This is a genomic window from Streptomyces sp. NPDC041200, assembly GCF_055591805.1.
Genome location: NZ_JBVIZF010000009.1, coordinates 26,411 through 43,055, shown reverse-complemented (window position 1 = coordinate 43,055; position 16,645 = coordinate 26,411). Strand labels below are relative to the sequence as shown.

15 protein-coding genes are annotated in these 16,645 nt (G+C 71.0%); 3 read left to right on the top strand and 12 right to left on the bottom strand.

Annotation, left to right across the window (positions count from 1 at the left end):
• Positions 1 to 24 precede the first annotated feature (24 nt).
• The 4 genes from ACZ6CL_RS21225 to ACZ6CL_RS21210 all read right to left on the bottom strand — a co-directional run bounded on the left by ACZ6CL_RS21225 (position 25) and on the right by ACZ6CL_RS21210 (position 6,667).
• Positions 25 to 2,589 (bottom strand): GmrSD restriction endonuclease domain-containing protein, encoded by a 2,565-nt coding sequence (locus tag ACZ6CL_RS21225; RefSeq protein ID WP_468937689.1) that lies wholly within the window; start codon positions 2,587 to 2,589, stop codon positions 25 to 27.
• 432 nt (positions 2,590 to 3,021) lie between these two features.
• Positions 3,022 to 4,335 carry a ScoMcrA-related endonuclease gene (locus tag ACZ6CL_RS21220; protein ID WP_468937688.1) on the bottom strand — a complete coding sequence of 438 codons (1,314 nt, stop codon included), beginning with the start codon at positions 4,333 to 4,335 and terminating at the stop codon, positions 3,022 to 3,024.
• A 412-nt stretch (positions 4,336 to 4,747) separates the two neighbouring features.
• Positions 4,748 to 5,479: a DUF7873 family protein gene (locus ACZ6CL_RS21215; RefSeq protein ID WP_468937687.1), complete on the bottom strand. Its 732-nt coding sequence runs from the start codon at positions 5,477 to 5,479 to the stop codon at positions 4,748 to 4,750.
• A 54-nt stretch (positions 5,480 to 5,533) separates the two neighbouring features.
• The gene (locus tag ACZ6CL_RS21210) at positions 5,534 to 6,667 is read right to left on the bottom strand and encodes an ADP-ribosylglycohydrolase family protein (protein WP_468937686.1); all 1,134 of its coding nucleotides are present in this window, start codon (positions 6,665 to 6,667) and stop codon (positions 5,534 to 5,536) included.
• Between the two features lie 135 nt (positions 6,668 to 6,802).
• On the opposite strand from ACZ6CL_RS21210, the gene ACZ6CL_RS21205 reads away from it, so the two are divergent.
• Positions 6,803 to 7,084 carry a DUF6343 family protein gene (locus ACZ6CL_RS21205; protein ID WP_468937685.1) on the top strand — a complete coding sequence of 94 codons (282 nt, stop codon included), beginning with the start codon at positions 6,803 to 6,805 and terminating at the stop codon, positions 7,082 to 7,084.
• A gap of 29 nt (positions 7,085 to 7,113) precedes the next feature.
• Here the strand turns inward: ACZ6CL_RS21205 and ACZ6CL_RS21200 are convergent, their stop codons facing one another.
• From ACZ6CL_RS21200 to rpsA, 4 genes are all read right to left on the bottom strand, one after another.
• On the bottom strand, positions 7,114 to 7,482 hold the full coding sequence (locus ACZ6CL_RS21200; RefSeq protein ID WP_468937684.1) for a tetratricopeptide repeat protein: 369 nt from the start codon (positions 7,480 to 7,482) through the stop codon (positions 7,114 to 7,116).
• A gap of 214 nt (positions 7,483 to 7,696) precedes the next feature.
• The gene (gene coaE, locus ACZ6CL_RS21195; protein WP_468937683.1) at positions 7,697 to 8,302 is read right to left on the bottom strand and encodes a dephospho-CoA kinase; all 606 of its coding nucleotides are present in this window, start codon (positions 8,300 to 8,302) and stop codon (positions 7,697 to 7,699) included.
• A gap of 26 nt (positions 8,303 to 8,328) precedes the next feature.
• Positions 8,329 to 9,276 (bottom strand): PAC2 family protein, encoded by a 948-nt coding sequence (locus ACZ6CL_RS21190; RefSeq protein ID WP_450872923.1) that lies wholly within the window; start codon positions 9,274 to 9,276, stop codon positions 8,329 to 8,331.
• 206 nt (positions 9,277 to 9,482) lie between these two features.
• Entirely contained in the window at positions 9,483 to 10,991 is a 1,509-nt protein-coding gene (gene rpsA / locus ACZ6CL_RS21185; protein ID WP_468937682.1) for a 30S ribosomal protein S1, read from the bottom strand.
• A 364-nt stretch (positions 10,992 to 11,355) separates the two neighbouring features.
• Between rpsA and ACZ6CL_RS21180 the strand changes: the two genes are divergently transcribed.
• Positions 11,356 to 12,261, top strand: a complete 906-nt coding sequence (locus tag ACZ6CL_RS21180; RefSeq protein ID WP_468937681.1) for a class I SAM-dependent methyltransferase — start codon at positions 11,356 to 11,358, stop codon at positions 12,259 to 12,261.
• A gap of 16 nt (positions 12,262 to 12,277) precedes the next feature.
• On the top strand, positions 12,278 to 14,827 hold the full coding sequence (gene hrpB / locus ACZ6CL_RS21175; protein ID WP_468937680.1) for an ATP-dependent helicase HrpB: 2,550 nt from the start codon (positions 12,278 to 12,280) through the stop codon (positions 14,825 to 14,827).
• A 12-nt stretch (positions 14,828 to 14,839) separates the two neighbouring features.
• On the opposite strand, the gene ACZ6CL_RS21170 is transcribed toward hrpB, so the two are convergent.
• The 4 genes from ACZ6CL_RS21170 to ACZ6CL_RS21155 are packed head-to-tail and all read right to left on the bottom strand — an operon-like array spanning position 14,840 to position 16,641.
• Entirely contained in the window at positions 14,840 to 15,214 is a 375-nt protein-coding gene (locus ACZ6CL_RS21170; protein WP_468937679.1) for a hypothetical protein, read from the bottom strand.
• Positions 15,211 to 15,429, bottom strand: coding sequence for a hypothetical protein (locus ACZ6CL_RS21165; protein ID WP_234357101.1), 219 nt, complete (start codon positions 15,427 to 15,429; stop codon positions 15,211 to 15,213). The genes ACZ6CL_RS21170 and ACZ6CL_RS21165 overlap by 4 nt, the downstream gene beginning before the upstream one ends.
• A 49-nt stretch (positions 15,430 to 15,478) precedes the next feature.
• Entirely contained in the window at positions 15,479 to 16,489 is a 1,011-nt protein-coding gene (gene pgfA / locus ACZ6CL_RS21160; RefSeq protein ID WP_468937678.1) for a cell envelope lipid trafficking protein PgfA, read from the bottom strand.
• Between the two features lie 17 nt (positions 16,490 to 16,506).
• Positions 16,507 to 16,641 (bottom strand): SPW_0924 family protein, encoded by a 135-nt coding sequence (locus ACZ6CL_RS21155; protein WP_468937677.1) that lies wholly within the window; start codon positions 16,639 to 16,641, stop codon positions 16,507 to 16,509.
• Positions 16,642 to 16,645: the final 4 nt, after the last annotated feature.

Below are 16,645 nucleotides of genomic sequence, written 5' to 3'. Positions count from 1 at the left end.
CCGCGGCTGGGGCGGGCAGCGTGTCTACGCGACCTGTTGCCGAAACCACTCCAGAGCTTCTTGGAATCGCTCCAGCCCGGGCCCGGCCAACGTCTCGACGGGAAAGCTCGGCCGTCTGCGGTGAAGCTCGCCATCGGCGATGCTGAGGTCTACCCCCGGGATCGCGTTCATGCGCGTCAGCAGATCCTTGAGAAGATTCGGCCGGGTGAAGGGCTCCCTGCGACTGAGGTACTCGAACACCACCTCCACCGTGCCCGAGCGGGGATAGATCGCGACCGGCCAGATCGATCCCCTGGGGCCGTGCCCCTCCCTCAGCACGGGCGAGCAACTCGTTTCGGGCGCGAAGCCGTATCCGAGCCGGCCTTCTGCCGCCTCCCACTTCTCCAGCAGTGTCAGCACACCGTCGGCGACGGACGGCTGATGCTCATGGAGCAGGGCACGGAAGTTGGCGCGGCGCTCCTCGGTCGGAGCCCGGTCACCGGCCGCTGTCTCCTCGTGGTCGGCGGGCGGCTCCATACCCGCCAGTTCGGCCAGCGCGGCAAGAAGCATCCGCTGCTCGGGGTCGGCGGTCACCTCGCGGAAGCGGACACCCTCGCGCTCCAGGGCCTCCCGCTGCGACTCGGCGCGGCCGTCGGGCCAGGCGAAGTCCGGCGACGGCGCCCCCGAAGACATCAGGACACGATGGGCGTTGGGGATGCCTCGGCGGGTGCCCAGGTACGTCCCGAGCGGACGCGGGTGAAGGCCGATGACCGCCGCCAAGTCCCCGTACGTAGTCCACGAGCCGGACGGGAGCCCGGCAAGGATCTGCCGGAGAACGATCCACTCCGTCCGTTCATCGGTCTCTGTGACGTCCACTGCCAGCGGGCCGGGCCAGAGCCGTACCGCTCGCTCGGCCAGTCGCTCGGCACGTGCGAGGATCTCCGCCTTCCCCCAGCGCTCGGTGGTGGCGATCTCGCGGTTCATGCGCAGGGCGCTCTCGTCGAGGATCTGCTGCTTGCGCTCGTACGGGTGGTTCGACAGGCGGGTGTTCTCCCCGGTCAGGGTGAGATTGCCGAGCGTGTGCACGAGGGTCTCGTGTAGTTCCTCCGGCTTGCTCCCGTCGTCGGCGTCCTCGGCGAGAACGCCGAGCCATTCATCGGTCGGTGTCTGCGGCATGATGTGCTCGACCGTGGCCCAGGAACGTGAGAAGTCCACCGGCTCGGGCCCGGCATAGCTCTCCTCGAACCGTCGCAGAACGTACGCGCGTTGCGGGTGCTTGCCGTGCCAGTAGAACGGCTGGGTACGGACCGCTTCGCGGAGTTGCGCGTCGCCGGGCCAGTAACGGCGGGGGCCGGACAGGTACCGGTGGACCGCTTCGGGGAGTGGCCTGTCCCGTTCCAGCTCGGAGGGGGCGGCGGACAGCACCCGGTTGAGGTTGTTTGTCCGTACGTAGCAGATCATGCGACGGACAAGGAAGCTCTCCAGGTAGAACAGCGCCTGGGTCGCTTCTTCCGCCGTGGCGGAGCCCCGGTCGAGGTGGTCGAGGATGTGCAGTGCGAGCGGGTAGTGCACCTCTCCGCCCCACTGCTCCAAGCGGATGAGCACCTCCCGCACCTCTGGGTGCGGCTCTCGGCTGGGTTCGATGAGGCGGAGGAGAACGCTCCCGAGTCGGCGCAGTCCGGCGACGTCCTCACGCAGCCCCTCTTCGCCTCCGGAAGCCGCGATCGCCGCCAGCCTGCGCTGCTGGCCCACGTAGACCTCGCTGACCTTGGCCCGCGTCTGTCCCCGCAACACGAGGTCGAGCCAGGCCAGAGTGACCAGGCGGTCGGGGCCGAGTTCGGTCTGCAGCGGCAGCCAGAGCTTCTCGTACACGTGCTCGCCGAGGCGGGGCAGCTGCATGAAGAGGTAGTTGCGCAGCAGGTCGGCCTGGGTGAGAGGGACGCCCGTGTTGTTCAGCGACTCGAAGATCCGGTAGACGTTGTCGCGTGGACCGGCCGTGATGGTCACGAGTGAGAGACGGCGTCGGAGGGCTTGGTCGATATGGCGCGTCGCGTCCCACTCACCTCGCGGGTCGAGCTCGGTGAGGGCTGCGCGGAAATAGCTGTAGGCCCGCCCTACGCTGTCCTCGCCGCCGGCGGACGGTAGCCCGTCGATACATGCGAGAAAGGAGGGACGGTCGGCCTGCGTCGGCAGGAGCCGGTAGGCGTCGAGTCCGGTGTAGTCCTCTTCGTTGATGAGATAGCGGCGATGGATCAGATCCGCCTTCGAGGAGTCGAAGGCGCGGACGTGATCGCGCAGCGCGCACGCGAGGAGCATCAGCGTCGTCAGACGCTGCTGTCCGTCGATGACGACCCAGCGTTGCACCGTGTCGGGGAGCGGAGGCCGGGGGGCGAGGACCACCGAGCCGAGGAAGTGCCGGACAGGGTCGTCACCGTCCATCCCGTCAGCGGGTTCGGAAGGCTGAGCCAGCGCGGCCGCCTGCTCGCCGAGGTCGGCCCACAGCCGCTCGTGATCGTCCCGCTTCCAGCTGTATGTGCGCTGGTAGAGCGGGATCTGAAACTGATTGTCCCCCTGAATCAGCTTCTCGAATGTCGTCTCTCTCGCTTCCATACCGCGAAGCAGCCCTCCCCCTCGTGCACGCGACAGACACGCCCCTCCCCGCCATCGGTACGGTGGCGGGGAGGAAGCCGGTCAGTGCTTGTCGCACGTCCACTTGGTGAAGTGGTGCAGGAGACAAGCGGCGGAAAACTCCACCGCCAGCCCCTCGATGTGCTCGAGCACGAACTGGCAGACGTCACGGAAGAACATTGGGTTCACTCCCCACAGGACACAGGAACCGCCGTCACGTTCGGCGGGCCCCGGCTCTGTCCACGCGGGGCCTCGAAGAGGTTGCGGGAACCGGCGCGGGTCGTGCCTTACGCCACGGGCGGACCTGACTGCGGGAGGGCGCACCGCATATTCAGCCGCGCCGTTGACCTTACGGCGTGGCCGTTACGGTCCGCAAGCACTCCCGCACCAGGCGCATCATTCGTCCGCGGCCCGTCACGAATCGCTCCACTCCCACAGGCCGCGCATGCGCTCGCGCGCGTCGTCGGGAGCCGGGTCACGCTCGAAGCCACCGGGTCCCGCCCGGTAGATGACGTCGATTCCGTAATGGTGCAGCAGGCTGCGCTCCTTCGGCGCGAGGGGCTCCGGGAACAGCGCCGAGAGCCGATCGACCTTGTCCGGGACGAAGCGCGCATAGTCGAGGAGTTGAGCGAGCGCTTCGCGGACGTGGCCGCGCTCCACTCGGGACTTCGCCTCGATGAGCTCGCACCTCTCGGGGGATTTCACGTAGATGTCGCAGATGCCCGCCGCGCTGGCGAACCGATTCGGCTTCGGGCCGGGAAAGGTGGCACAGAACTCGGTGACCAGCGCCGCCTCCTCCCTGTTGAAGAGGAGCTGCCGAGCCGGTCGCTCGACGGTGGTGGAGCGCGTGTGCTGCCGCTCCACGGGCATCACACGAACGGAGCCGGACGGAGTCTCGGCTCCCACTTCCTCAAGGGCCGTCTGGGTGGTGATGAGGAGACCGTCGATCCCAGCCCGCGCCATGTCTCCGGAAAACACCATCTGGCCCGGGTACTTGAAGCCGGGCTTATATCCGAGGAGGGCGTTCAACGTCTCATAGGGGACCTCTGTCGGCACGAACTGCCGCAGGCTGTAGACCGTGTGCCAGCTCTCCCCGCCCGGATTCGGTGGCCACATCGTGTCCGCGAAAGAGCTGTTCCGGAAGATTGCGCCGATCTCGCCGACGGCCAGCACATGGTTCCGTCCCGTGAACAGCACGACATCCCCTGTGGTGACGTCCGCCATCTTTCGGTCATGGCTCGCCGTCGCGCCCCAGAAACGGGCTTGGCCTTCGGGGTGCAGAGCGCTCAGGCTGCTCAACTCGGCGTCCGTCAGGTTGTCAGCGTACTTCGGCTCGGCGAAGGGCACCGTGCGGTCCAGGGTATCCCCCCAGTGCCGGCGCGACTCGGCCTTTCCGAACGCTGGCGACACCAATAGACGGGCGCCGGGAGACGGGGGTGCCGCCTCGTCGGCCTGAGGCCCGTCGACATGAAACCCGAGGCCCGTCAGCACGGGAACGACGGTGGCCGCGCCTCCGGAGAAGTCACCGGAGCCCAAAGCACGACCGTTGACATGCCGATGGGCCGCTCCGACGATGGCTTTGGAGTCGTAGCGACGGCCGTTGTGCACGAGCAGATAGCCCCGGGCCCGCCGATACCCGTAATGCGCGAGGAAGGCCTCCCCGCCGAGGGCGTCGTACTCCTCCAGCGTCTTCAGTACGTCGTCACGAGTAACTTCCCCAATGCCCATAAGTCGATCATATGACTAATCATCAGAACGCCTGTGTACTGGGGCACATCAGCCTGGAAGAGGAGCGGACCCGGGGGCGTAGCCTGCCCCCGGGTCCTGGGATGCCGCCCAGCTGCGCACGCCGGGATCGTTTAAGGGCGTGGGTCAGTCATCATGTCGTCGTGTTCTGCCTTTGAACTACCGCGCATCGGAGGGAAATAGCTGCGCGGGCCGGACTTGAACCGGCATCCGACGACGAGGGCCCAGCCCGGTCGATCCGGCGATCGGCGGCGAATGCTGAGTCTGGAGCGAGAGTCTGAGATTGATCGCGGCCTCCTCTGCGGGCTGACCGCGCCGTCACGACAAGCTTCAGCTTCAGCTTGCGCTCCTCGCGCACCCCGTCCGCGCTCGGGCGGACGGGGAGTTCATGACGCTACCCGAAGAGGTAGCCGAAGACCACGTCGCCCACCTTCTGGTCGGTGACCTCGATGCCGTTGGCCTCCTCGCGGGCGAACTTGACCGCCTGCTGGAGCTTTTCGACGCGGTCGAGCAGCTCGTTGACCCTGCGGGCTGGGAGGGCGCCGGAGAACTTGACCGTGGTCCAGTAGCCGACCGGGATGTCCTCGTAGTAGACCTCGACCTGGGCCGGGTGTTTGTCGGTGGCCTCCGCCTTGACGTGGTTGCGGGGGACCTTCTTCGTACGGACCGTACGCACCGGCTCGGTCTTCCAGGAGTCCGTGGACGGGTCCACGGACCAGGACTCGGCGGCATCCAGGACCGGCAGCTTGCGGACGAAGGCGCCCAGGTCGGCCAGTTGCTTCTCCAGGAAGAGAAGGTAGGCGACCGGGACGTCGCGCAGCAGCGTGCGGCCCTCGACCGTCACATCCGCCCTCGCCGCGCAGTTCGACCAGTCCTTGGTGGCAGTGACGTCGAAGAGGCGGGTCAGGGTGGCCGCCGTGTCCCTCAGCACGTCCTCGGACTTGACCTGGACGCGGGTGGACTCGGGCGGGAGCTGCTCGCCCTCCTCGTCCTTCGGCTGGTACGTACGGGATATCCCCGCGAGCAGGGCCGGCTTCTGCAGACCGTGGTGGGCAGCCGTCAGGTCCTGGTGGGACTTGGCCTTGACGCCCTTCTCCACGGCGATGATCTGATTGAGTTTCGCCACGTCAGGCACGGTAGCAAGAACCGGTCCGCACGCTCGAACGATTAATGGCGGCGGTCAGTTGAGCGGGTAGCGGTCCTGGGGGAAGACCGGGGCGGCGTGCGGCTCGGCGGAGGGGTGGAAGGCGAAGGCGAAGTCGTCGGCCAGCTCGGCTATCGTGCCGCGGCCCTCCACCTGGGCCAGCCAGGACGGGGGGAGGCGCAGGTCGCCGTGGTGGACGCCCAGGAGGTTGCCGCAGATCGCGCCGGTGGAGTCGCTGTCGCCCGAGTGGTTGACGGAGAGCAGCAGGGCCGCCTCGGGGCGAGGGTGCGCCAGGGCGGCGTAGACGCCGATGGCCAGCGCTTCCTCGGCGATCCAGCCGCCGCCGAGTGACTCGGCCTTCTCCGCGGTGGGGTCGCCCCCGGCCGCCAGGTCGATCGCGCGGCGCAGGGCGGTGGCGGTCTCCTCGTGGCGCGGATAGGCGCGCAGCATGTGCAGGGTGCGCAGGGCGGCGCCCTCCAGGGAGTCGCCGTCGAGGAGGTACGCGACCATCGCGGCCAGGGCACCCGCCGCGAGGTAGCCGGTCGGGTGGCCGTGGGTGATCTGGGCGCAGCGGGCGGCGAGGTCGAAGCAGTCGCGGGCGGGCTGGCCCGTGAGGCCGAACGGGGCCGACCGCATCACGGTGCCGCAGCCCTTGGAGCCGCCGTTCACCGGGCCCGGGCCGCCGTGGAGGGGGAGGTCCGAGGCGGGGGTGTGGTCTACGTGGAGGCCGGAGAGGCAGGCGTTTCCGGGCGCGCGGCGGGCGTACAGCCACGGGTGGGTGCGCAGCCAGCCGGACCGGCCGACGTGGTCTCCGGTCCGCGGGGGCGGCGGCTCGGGGTAGTTCTGGGTGTCGAGCCAGCGCAGATACGCCTGGCGGACGATGGCGATCTCGGCCCCGCCGACGCCCTCGGCCTGGGCGCGGGCGTGGGCCCGGATCAGCCCCTCGGCCGTGAACAGGGTCATCTGGGTGTCATCGGTGATCCGGCCCGTGATGCCGCTGTCGTCCGGAACGAGTCCGGTGACGCCCGCCGCGCCGTACGCCTCCCGGATCCCCGACAGGGAGCGGAACTCGATCGGGTTGCCGAGCGCGTCACCGATCGCGCCGCCGAGCAGACAGCCGCGTATGCGGGCCCGCCGGGCGGCCGATTCGTTCCATGACTGCTGGATCACGTGCGGCTCCTCTTCGTGCGCGGGTGGAGGCACAGCTCCTGTGTGCTCAGCACATGATCGCAGACCACGCCGACAGCCCTGTCGCGGTAGCGTCGAAGAAGGGAGACGCAGGGGGTGGGTGGGAGATGCGCTGTGATGTCGATGCGATTCATCCGGACGGGCGATGAGCCCGTGCATGCGCGCAGCCCGCTGCGCATGCGGCTGTGGCTCGCCATCTGGGGGCTGCTGTGGACCGTCGGCGGCGCGGTGGCGTTCGCGCTGGCGGACAGGCCGGGCTGGGCGGCCGCCTGCGCGGCACTCGCCGCCGTCACCCTGACCGACCTGGTGCTGGTCATCCGGCACATCCGGCAGGGGCCGCACTACCAGCCGGGGCGGGACGTGCCGCCGTACGCGCCGGTCAGGGGGCGACGGCGCTAGGGGGTGTCCTCCGGTGGCAGCGCCCCGGCTCAGTCCTGCTCGCCGAACCGCGCCGCCTCCACGAAGTCCGGGCGCGGATCGAGCGCCGCGGCGAGGCGGAAGTGGCGGGTGGCCTCGGCCCGGCGGGAGGCCCGCTCCAGCGTACGGGCGAGGGCGAAGTGGGCGAACGCGTTGTCCGGCTCGCGCTCCAGGACGATGTGGAATTCGAGTTCCGCGGCGCGGAGCTGCGCCGCGCCGAAGAACGCGCGGGCCCGCAGCAGCCGGGCCGCGGTGTTCTCGGGGTGGGCGGTGATGACCGAGTCGAGCAGCTTGACGGCGCCTCGCGGATCTCGGGCGGCGAGCAGCTGCTCCGCGGCGCGGTAGTCGATGACGTGGGTCTCGGGCGTGGGCTCGGGCACAGCCGCTTCCTTCCCCGGGCTTGCGTGATCATTGGCCCCGTGTGCGGTGATCCCTCGGTGGTTCCTCGGTGTCGCTCTGCGGTCCCTCGGCGGTCCCTTGGTGATGATCGTCGGTACGGGCAGCACAACAACCACCTGGTGCGCCACATTCCCCCTCGGCCCGCCCCGCAAGCCCGGCCCGTCGCCTCAGCCCATCCGGCTCAGCCCATCCGGCTCAGCCCGTGGCGGCCGCCCGCTCCGCCAGCTCCGTCCAGACCTTCCGGACCCGCGGCTCCAGCTCCTCCAGCGGGCCGTCATTGTCGATCACGACATCGGCGACGGCCAGCCGCTCCTCGCGGGTCGCCTGGGCCGCCATCCGGGACCGCGCCTCGTCCTCGGTCATGCCGCGCAGCCGGACCAGCCGGTCGAGCTGGGTTTCCGGCGTGGCGTCGACGACGAGGACCAAGTCGTACAGGGACCCCAGTCCGTTCTCGGCGAGCAGCGGGACATCGTGGACGACCACCGCCTCGGGCCCGGCGGCCGCCTGCAGCTCGGCAGAGCGGTCGCGGACCAGGGGGTGGACGATGGCGTTCAGCGCGCGCAGCCGCTCGGGGTCGTTGAAGACGATCCCGCCGAGCTTCGGCCGGTCGAGCCGACCGTCGGCGGTCAGCACCCCCGGCCCGAACTCGTCGACGACGGCGGCGAGGCCGGGGGTTCCTGGCTCGACCACCTCACGGGCGATCCGATCGGAGTCGATCAGCACCGCGCCGTAAGAGACCAAGATGCGCGAGACTTCGCTCTTGCCCGCGCCGATTCCGCCCGTGAGCCCCAGCTTCAGCATGGGGCCCACGCTATACGGACCGCCGCTCAGGCGCCGCCCTCGCCGCCTTCCCGCTCGGCGAGGAAGCGCTCGAACTCGGCGCCCAGCTCATCCGCCGACGGCAGCTCGGCCGGTTCCGCGACCAGGTTGCCGCGGCTCTCGGCCCCGGCCACCGCGTCGTACTGGTGCTCAAGGCCCCGTACGAGCGCGACCAGCTCGTCGTCCCCCTCCGAAACCTGCCGCTCGATCTCCTCCTGCGTCTTCAGCGCCTCGTTGCGCAGTGCGTGGGCGGCGCCCGGCAGCACCAGGCCGGTGGCCGCGGTGACCGCCTCCAGCGCGGTGAGCGCCGCGTCGGGATAGGCGGAACGGGCCAGATAGTGGGGGACGTGGGCGGCGACCCCGAGGACGTCGTGGCCCGCCTCGCCGAGCCGGTACTCGATCAGCGACTCGGCGCTGCCGGGCACCTGGGCCTCGTCGAAGAGGCCGCGGTGGCCGGGCATCAGATCGGTGCGGTTGCCGTGCGGGGTGAGGCCTACCGGCCGGGTGTGCGGAACGCCCATCGGGATGCCGTGGAAGTTCACGGCGAGCCGCACGCCGAGCCGCTCGATGATCTGCCGCACCGCGGCCGCGAAACGCTCCCACTCCACGTCCGGTTCGGGCCCGCAGAGCAGCAGGAAGGGTGCCGCGGTCGCGTCCCGCACCAGGTGGAGTTCGATCGCCGGGGTCTCATAGCCCGTCCAGCGGTCGCGCTGGAAGGTGAGCAGGGGTCGCCGGGCCCGGTAGTCGACGAGCCGGTCGTGGTCGAAGCGGGCGACGACCTGCCGCGGCAGTCCGTCGAGCAGCCGCTCCACGATCTGGTCGCCGGTCTCCCCCGCATCGATGTAACCGTCGAAGTGGTAGAGCAGCACCAGCCCGGCCGAATCCCGGGAGGCTATCGCGTCGACTTCCGCGAGCCCGCTCGGTTCCCACGCGTACAAATCCTGTGGATCAAGCACTGTGACCGCTCCTCCTTGTGTTCCGTACGCGAAAACACCACGCGGGGGCGGGCGCATTCCCGGTCCCCGGCCACAACTCCTGTGCGCATCATGGCCGTCCGCGACCGGAGACATGCCTGAGGACATGCGTGAGGCCCGCTCCCCCGGAGGGGAACGGGCCTCACACTCGATCAGCCGGTACCGCTAGCGGTCAGCGGCACAGCGGTTCAGCTCTGGCCACCGGCCAGCTTCTCGCGGAGCGCGGCCAGCGCCTCGTCCGACGCCAGGGCGCCGGAGTTGTCGGCCGACTCCGAGGAGTACGAACCGCCGCCGGAGGCCTGCCCGCCGCCGGGCGCCGGGGCAGCGCTGCTCGCACCCTCGGCAGCGGCCTGCTCGTCGGCCTCGCGGGACTTGATGACCTGCGCCTGGTGCTGCTCGAAGCGGGTCTGCGCGTCGGCGTACTGACGCTCCCACTCCTCGCGCTGCTTCTCGTAGCCCTCGAGCCAGTCGTTGGCCTCGGGGTCGAAGCCCTCGGGGTAGATGTAGTTGCCCTGGTCGTCGTACGACGCGGCCATGCCGTACAGGGTCGGGTCGAACTCGACCACGGACGGGTCGGCACCGAAGGCCTCGTTGGCCTGCTTCAGCGAGAGGCTGATGCGGCGGCGCTCGAGGTCGATGTCGATGACCTTGACGAAGATCTCGTCGTTGACCTGGACGACCTGCTCCGGGATCTCCACGTGGCGCTCGGCCAGCTCGGAGATGTGGACCAGACCCTCGATGCCCTCGTCCACGCGGACGAACGCACCGAACGGCACGAGCTTCGTGACCTTACCCGGGACGACCTGACCGATCTGGTGGGTCCGGGCGAACTGCTGCCACGGGTCTTCCTGGGTCGCCTTGAGCGACAGGGAGACGCGCTCGCGGTCCATGTCGACGTCGAGGACCTCGACCGTGACCTCCTGGCCGACCTCGACGACCTCGGACGGGTGGTCGATGTGCTTCCAGGACAGCTCGGAAACGTGGACCAGACCGTCGACGCCACCCAGGTCCACGAAGGCACCGAAGTTGACGATGGAGGAGACGACGCCGGAGCGCACCTGACCCTTCTGGAGGGTGGTGAGGAAGGTCTGACGGACCTCGCTCTGGGTCTGCTCCAGCCAGGCGCGGCGGGACAGGACCACGTTGTTGCGGTTCTTGTCCAGCTCGATGATCTTCGCCTCGAGCTCCTTGCCCACGTAGGGCTGGAGGTCGCGGACGCGGCGCATCTCGACCAGGGAGGCGGGGAGGAAGCCGCGGAGGCCGATGTCGAGGATGAGACCACCCTTGACGACCTCGATGACGGTACCGGTGACGATCCCGTCCTCTTCCTTGATCTTCTCGATGGTGCCCCAGGCACGCTCGTACTGGGCGCGCTTCTTCGAGAGGATCAGGCGGCCTTCCTTGTCCTCCTTCTGGAGAACCAGGGCCTCGATCTCATCGCCGACGGCCACGACCTCGTTCGGGTCGACGTCGTGCTTGATCGAAAGCTCGCGGGAAGGGATGACGCCTTCGGTCTTGTAACCAATGTCGAGCAGGACCTCGTCCCGGTCGACCTTCACGATGACGCCGTCGACGATGTCGCCGTCGTTGAAGTACTTGATCGTCTCGTCGATCGCGGCGAGGAAGGCTTCCTCGGAACCGATGTCGTTTACCGCCACCTGCGGGGTGGTGCGGGTTGCCTCGGTGCTGCTCGTCATGTGGGAAAGGGCTCCGGTACGGACATTGAGTCGTAGGTACTGCTACGCCGAGGACCCTTATCGCACTGCCGAAGCCGGACAGCCTGTGAGGCGTTGATCTTTCCGGAACGTTCCGAGAGACCGAAAACGCCTCGACAACCGAGGGGACATACAACAGATGCGAGCGCGGCCTGCTCCGTCTGAGTCGCGCAGGCCCGCAGCGCAACTTGTAGCATACGGGGGCGGCCGGGCATGGTCAATGCACGAAGAGCGCACGTGGGGCTTAACGCCCCGAACCCGGCAATTTGCAAGTCACTGCTGCGACGCGGTCCCTTGCCGTGCCCCGCAGCCACAGGTCGATACAGAGAGTACGACGACGCGCCTGATGGTCCAAGAACACAAGCCCAGCGGTGCCTTCGGGGACCCCGGCAGTGCCCCCGCCAGTGCCCTGGATGCCTTCGGGGCCCCCGAGGCCTACGAGCCCACCGCCACCCGCCGGACCGCCGACGAGACGGAGAGCAGCCGGGCCAGCCGCGGCTGGTGGGACCGCAACGCGGACGAGTACCAGGAGGAGCACGGCGCCTTCCTCGGCGACGACCGCTTCATCTGGGGCCCGGAAGGGCTGGACGAGGAGGAGGCCGGGCTACTCGGGCCCGCGGACCGGCTGAAGGGGCGCGACGTACTGGAGGTGGGCGCGGGCGCGGCGCAGTGCGCGCGGTGGCTCGCGGCGCGCGGCGCGCGCCCCGTGGCGCTCGACATCTCCCACCGGCAGCTGCGGCACGCCCAGCGGATCGACGCGGAGACCGCCGCCCCCGGCGCGTCCGCGACCGCGCTGGTCCAGGCCGACGCGACCGCGCTCCCCTTCCGGGACGGTTCGTTCGACCTGGCCTGCTCGGCGTACGGGGCGGTGCCCTTCGTGGCGGAGCCGGTACGGGTGATGCGCGAGGTGCGCCGAGTGCTGCGGCCGGGCGGCCGGTGGGTGTTCTCGGTGACACATCCGGTGCGGTGGGCGTTCCCCGACGAGCCGGGTCCCGAAGGGCTCAGCATCTCCGGCTCGTACTTCGACCGCACCCCTTATGTGGAACAGGACGACGAGGGCCGTGCCGTCTATGTGGAGCACCACCGGACCCTCGGTGACCGGGTACGGGACGTCGTGGCCGGGGGCTTCCGGCTGATCGACCTCGTGGAACCGGAATGGCCCGCCTGGAACCGTCAGGAGTGGGGCGGCTGGTCCCCGCTGCGCGGCGGCCTCATCCCGGGCACGGCCGTCTTCGTCTGCGAGCGGGACTGAGCGGGGGGCTCCGGCGATGCGTACGGACGTCCTCGAGCGTCTGCCTGTCCGCGAAGCCGTCCCCGAGCTGCTGCGCGCGCTCGACGAGCGGGGGTCGGCGGTGCTGTGCGCACCGCCCGGGACCGGTAAGACGACGCTGGTGCCGCTCGTCCTGGCGGGACTGCTGGACGGCGACGGGTCAGCGCCGGTGCGGCGGGTCCTGGTGGCCGAGCCGCGCCGGATCGCGGCGCGGGCCGCCGCGCGGCGCATGGCGTGGCTGCTCGGCGAGCGGACCGGCGAACGGGTCGGCTTCACGGTGCGCGGGGAGCGGCAGGCCGGGCCCCGCACCGTGGTCGAGGTGGTCACCACCGGTGTGCTGGTGCAGCGGCTGCAGCGGGACCAAGAGCTGGCCGGGGTCGATGCCGTCGTCCTGGACGAATGCCATGAGCGGCACCTGGACGCCGACACGGCGGCCGCCTTCCTGCTGGACGTCCAGGCCACCCTGCGCCCGGAGCTGCGGCTGATCGCCGCGTCGGCGACGACGGACGCGGAGGGGTGGGCGCGGCTGCTGGGCGGCGAAGGCGGCGAAGGCGGCGGCCCCGCTCCGGTCGTCTCGGCCCCGGGCGTGTCGCACCCCGTCGAGGTGGTGTGGGCGCCGCCCGTACGTCCCGTCCGCCCACCGCACGGCATGCGGGTGGACCCGGCCCAGCTCGACCACGTCGCGGACGTGGTGCGGCGCGCGCTGCGCGAGCGGTCCGGTGACGTCCTGTGCTTCCTCCCCGGCGTCGGCGAGATCGGCCGGGTGGCGGGGCTGCTGGGCGGCGCCGACGCGGACGTCCTCCAGGTCCACGGGCGCGCCCCCGCCGCCGTACAGGAGTCCGTGCTCGCGGGCGCGGACGGCGGGCGGCGGCGGGTGGTGCTGGCGACCTCGGTCGCCGAGTCGAGCCTGACCGTGCCGGGCGTACGGATCGTCGTCGACAGCGGCCTCGCCCGCGAGCCGCGCATGGACCACGCGCGGGGCCTGAGCGCGCTGACGACCGTCCGGGCGTCCCGGGCCGCGGCCCGGCAGCGCGCGGGCCGGGCCGGGCGCGAGGCGCCTGGCACCGTGTACCGCTGCTGGCCGGAGGCCGATGACGCCCGGCTGCCGCGCTTCCCGTCCCCGGAGATCGCCGAAGCCGACCTGACGGCCTTCGCCCTCCAGGCGGCGTGCTGGGGCGAGCCGGACGCGTCCGGCCTCGCCCTGCTCGACCCGCCGCCCGCCGGGGCCATGTCGGCCGCACGGGAGGTACTGACCGCGATCGGCGCCGTCGACGCGGCCGGACGCGCCACCGAGCGCGGCCGCCGCATGTCCCGCCTCGGCCTCCACCCCCGCCTCGCCCGCGCCCTCATCGACGGCGCCCCCGAGGTCGGCGCCCGCCGGGCGGCCGAGGTGGTGGCCCTGCTGAGCGAGGAGCCGCCCCGGGAGTACGGCGACGACCTGGCCGCCGCCTGGCACACCGCCCGCCGGGCGGGCGACCCGTACGCCACCCGCTGGCGCCAGGAGGCCCGCCGCCTGGAGCGCGCGGTGACCGGGGACGGCACCGTGGGCCCGGGTGCCGGGGGTGTGGCGCGGTCCGATGACGCCGTCGCCGGGCTGGTGGTCGCGCTCGCGTTTCCCGAGCGGGTGGCTCGGCTGCGGGGTGGGCGGAGTTATCTCATGGCCGCCGGGACCGGGGCCGAGTTGGGGGGCGGATCGCGGCTGGGCGGGGCGCCCTGGCTGGCCGTGGCGGTCGCGGACCGGCCGGTGGCCGCCGCGTCGGCGCGGGTGCGGCTCGCCGCCGTCACCGACGAGGAGACGGCCCGTACGGCGGCCGCGGTGCTGGGGTCGGACGGCGAGGAGGTGCACTGGGCCGACGGGGACGTCGTCGCCCGGCGGGTGTCCCGGCTCGGCGCGATCGAGCTGGTGGCGCGGCCGCTGGCCGCGCCCGACCCGGCGCTCGTGCACACGGCGCTGCTGGAGGGGCTGCGCCGCGAGGGGACGGGACTGCTGCGCTGGTCCGCGCAGGCCACGGCGGTACGGCAGCGGATGGCGTTCCTGCACCGGGAGCTGGGGGCGCCGTGGCCGGATGTGTCGGAGGCGGCGCTGCTGGCGGATCCGGACACGTGGCTGGGCGTGGAGCTGGGCCGGGCCCGGCGGCGGGCGGATCTGGAGCGGGTGGACGCCGGTCAGGCGCTGGCCCGGCTGCTGCCGTGGGCGACGGGCGAGGCGGCGCGGTTCGAGGAGCTGGCGCCGGAGCGGGTGGAGGTCCCGACCGGGTCGCGGATACGGATCGAGTACGGGGACGGGCAGCCGGTGCTGGCGGCGAAGCTGCAGGAGCTGTTCGGCTGGCAGGAGTCGCCGCGGATCGCGGGCGGGCGGGTGCCGCTGCTGGTGCACCTGCTGTCACCGGCGGGGCGTCCGGCCGCGGTCACGGCCGACCTGGCGTCGTTCTGGCGGGACGGCTACCGGTCCGTACGGGCCGAGCTGCGCGGCCGCTACCCCAAGCATCCGTGGCCGGAGGACCCGACCACGGCCGAGCCGACGCGGCGCACCAACAACCGCCGCTGAACCGCGCCGGGTTCATACGGCCCAGGCGCGCAGCCGCCGGGCGGTCTCGCTCAGGCGGAGCCGGTTGTCCCGTATGTCGCGGATGAGGCCCACCATGCCGCCGGACGGCGGGGCGATCGCCTCGCCGGACTCCTCCAGGTACATCTGCGCGCAGGCGGCGCCGATCACCGCGTTGTAGTCGGAGAACGGTTCCAGGATCAGCGAGGTGTGGAGGAAGGTCGCGGCGCGGGCCGCGGCCTCCTCGTAGTACGGCTCGCCCGCGAACCGTTCGTAGCGGTGCCGCTCGCTCATGCAGTGGAGCGCGCCCCAGTCCCGCACGGGGGTGTTCACCGGGGAGACGTCGACCTGAACGTTGAGCACCCAGCCGGCGTCGACATACAGGATCAACGCAGCCCTTCCGGGAACTCCCGCTCGAACTCGGCCTTGTATCCCATGGCGAACCGCACGGCACCCTCGACGAAGCGCTGCTTCTGACGCCGCCGCACGACGTCCTCGGTCAGTATGTCGTGGGCGAGGCGCTTGATGGCCACGCCCTTCTCCTTCGCCTCCGCGCGCAGCTCGGCCAGTTCCTGCTCGGTGAACTCGATCGTGATACCCGGCATGGAGCGCATGCTAGCCAGCCGACTACCGAGATCACTACCGGCGTCACTATCAGGAGGGAACGCCAGGACGGAGGTTGACGGGCCGTCGCCGTACCCCCCTCGGGGGCGGAGGCGCCCCCTCCCGGCGGCCGCGCGCCTCCAGCAGCAGCGCGAGCGCGAGCAGTCCGGCGCCCAGCACCCCGAACCCCCAGGGCACATACGCCGTGAAGGCGAGGACCAGCTGCCGCTGCGAGGTGACCATCGTGACCGTGTGGTCGATGTAGTCCTCGCGCATCTTCACGTGACCGGAGAAGACGGTCACCCGGTCGCGGCCGCCCAGCAGCGTGCCGCCCCGCAGCTCCTCGCGGTGGATCTCCTGCCCGTTGACGGGCGCGCCGGTGGTGGGCTCGACCCAGAACATCCGCTTGGTGGTGTACCAGCGGGAGGTCCCGGCCTTGCGGACGGACTCCGGGGTGATGCCGTCGACCGGCATGGTCTTGGGCAGCGGGACCTTGGTCCAGGGGATGGTCTGCTCGAAGTAGTACACCGTCAGACCGCGGAACTCGCGGGTGCCCTTGTAGTGAATGGGCGCGGAGGTGCGGGTCTGGGCGTCGAAGTAGCGGTAGTCGCGCTTCTCGGTGAGGAAGGGCCACTTGTACTCGATGCCCTCGCGGCGCACGGCGTCGCCGTCGACGTGCTCGCCACCCGCGTGCACCGGGTCCTGGGTGTGGGCGTCGAAGACGTAGCGCTCGGGGATGCGGGAGACCATCTTGCCGTCGGGGCCCTGGATGTACGAGAGGGCGTCCCAGACGACGACGTCGCGCCCGGTCTCCTTGCCGACCTTCTTCGCCGCGCCCACGTTCCCGCGCAGGGTCTGCACGATGCTGACCTTGGGGACCGTACGGGGCTTCATGGTGGCGTAGTCGAGCAGGGTGGCGGGGCGGGCCTCCAGAACCGCCGTCTGGTACTCACTGGGCGGGATCTTGGCGAGCCGGGGGAAGGCGTACCAGCGCACCAGCGGCGCGAGGGCGGCGAAGAAGACGGCGAAGGCGAGCAGCACCAGGCTGGCTTTGCGGCGCATGGCGGGGTGTCCCTCCCTCAGGGGCGCTCGGGGACGGTGGTGAGCAGCGGCTCGGGGGAGGTGGTGCCGCTGGGGGCGCCGATGGCCGTCACCGTGAAGACGAGGGCGAGGGCGGCGGCGAGTCCGATCGCGGCGGCGGCGAGGGCGCGCATGCGG

What these genes read in the sequence shown, in the direction of transcription:
- ACZ6CL_RS21225 (WP_468937689.1), bottom strand. Translation starts at nt 2,589, where the DNA reads ATGGAAGCGAGAGAGACGACATTCGAGAAGCTGATTCAGGGGGACAAT.
- ACZ6CL_RS21220 (WP_468937688.1), bottom strand. Translation starts at nt 4,335, where the DNA reads ATGGGCATTGGGGAAGTTACTCGTGACGACGTACTGAAGACGCTGGAG.
- ACZ6CL_RS21205 (WP_468937685.1), top strand. Translation starts at nt 6,803, where the DNA reads ATGTCGATGCGATTCATCCGGACGGGCGATGAGCCCGTGCATGCGCGC.
- coaE (WP_468937683.1), bottom strand. Translation starts at nt 8,302, where the DNA reads ATGCTGAAGCTGGGGCTCACGGGCGGAATCGGCGCGGGCAAGAGCGAA.
- rpsA (WP_468937682.1), bottom strand. Translation starts at nt 10,991, where the DNA reads ATGACGAGCAGCACCGAGGCAACCCGCACCACCCCGCAGGTGGCGGTA.
- ACZ6CL_RS21180 (WP_468937681.1), top strand. Translation starts at nt 11,356, where the DNA reads ATGGTCCAAGAACACAAGCCCAGCGGTGCCTTCGGGGACCCCGGCAGT.
- hrpB (WP_468937680.1), top strand. Translation starts at nt 12,278, where the DNA reads ATGCGTACGGACGTCCTCGAGCGTCTGCCTGTCCGCGAAGCCGTCCCC.
- ACZ6CL_RS21165 (WP_234357101.1), bottom strand. Translation starts at nt 15,429, where the DNA reads ATGCCGGGTATCACGATCGAGTTCACCGAGCAGGAACTGGCCGAGCTG.
- pgfA (WP_468937678.1), bottom strand. Translation starts at nt 16,489, where the DNA reads ATGCGCCGCAAAGCCAGCCTGGTGCTGCTCGCCTTCGCCGTCTTCTTC.
- ACZ6CL_RS21155 (WP_468937677.1), bottom strand. Translation starts at nt 16,641, where the DNA reads ATGCGCGCCCTCGCCGCCGCCGCGATCGGACTCGCCGCCGCCCTCGCC.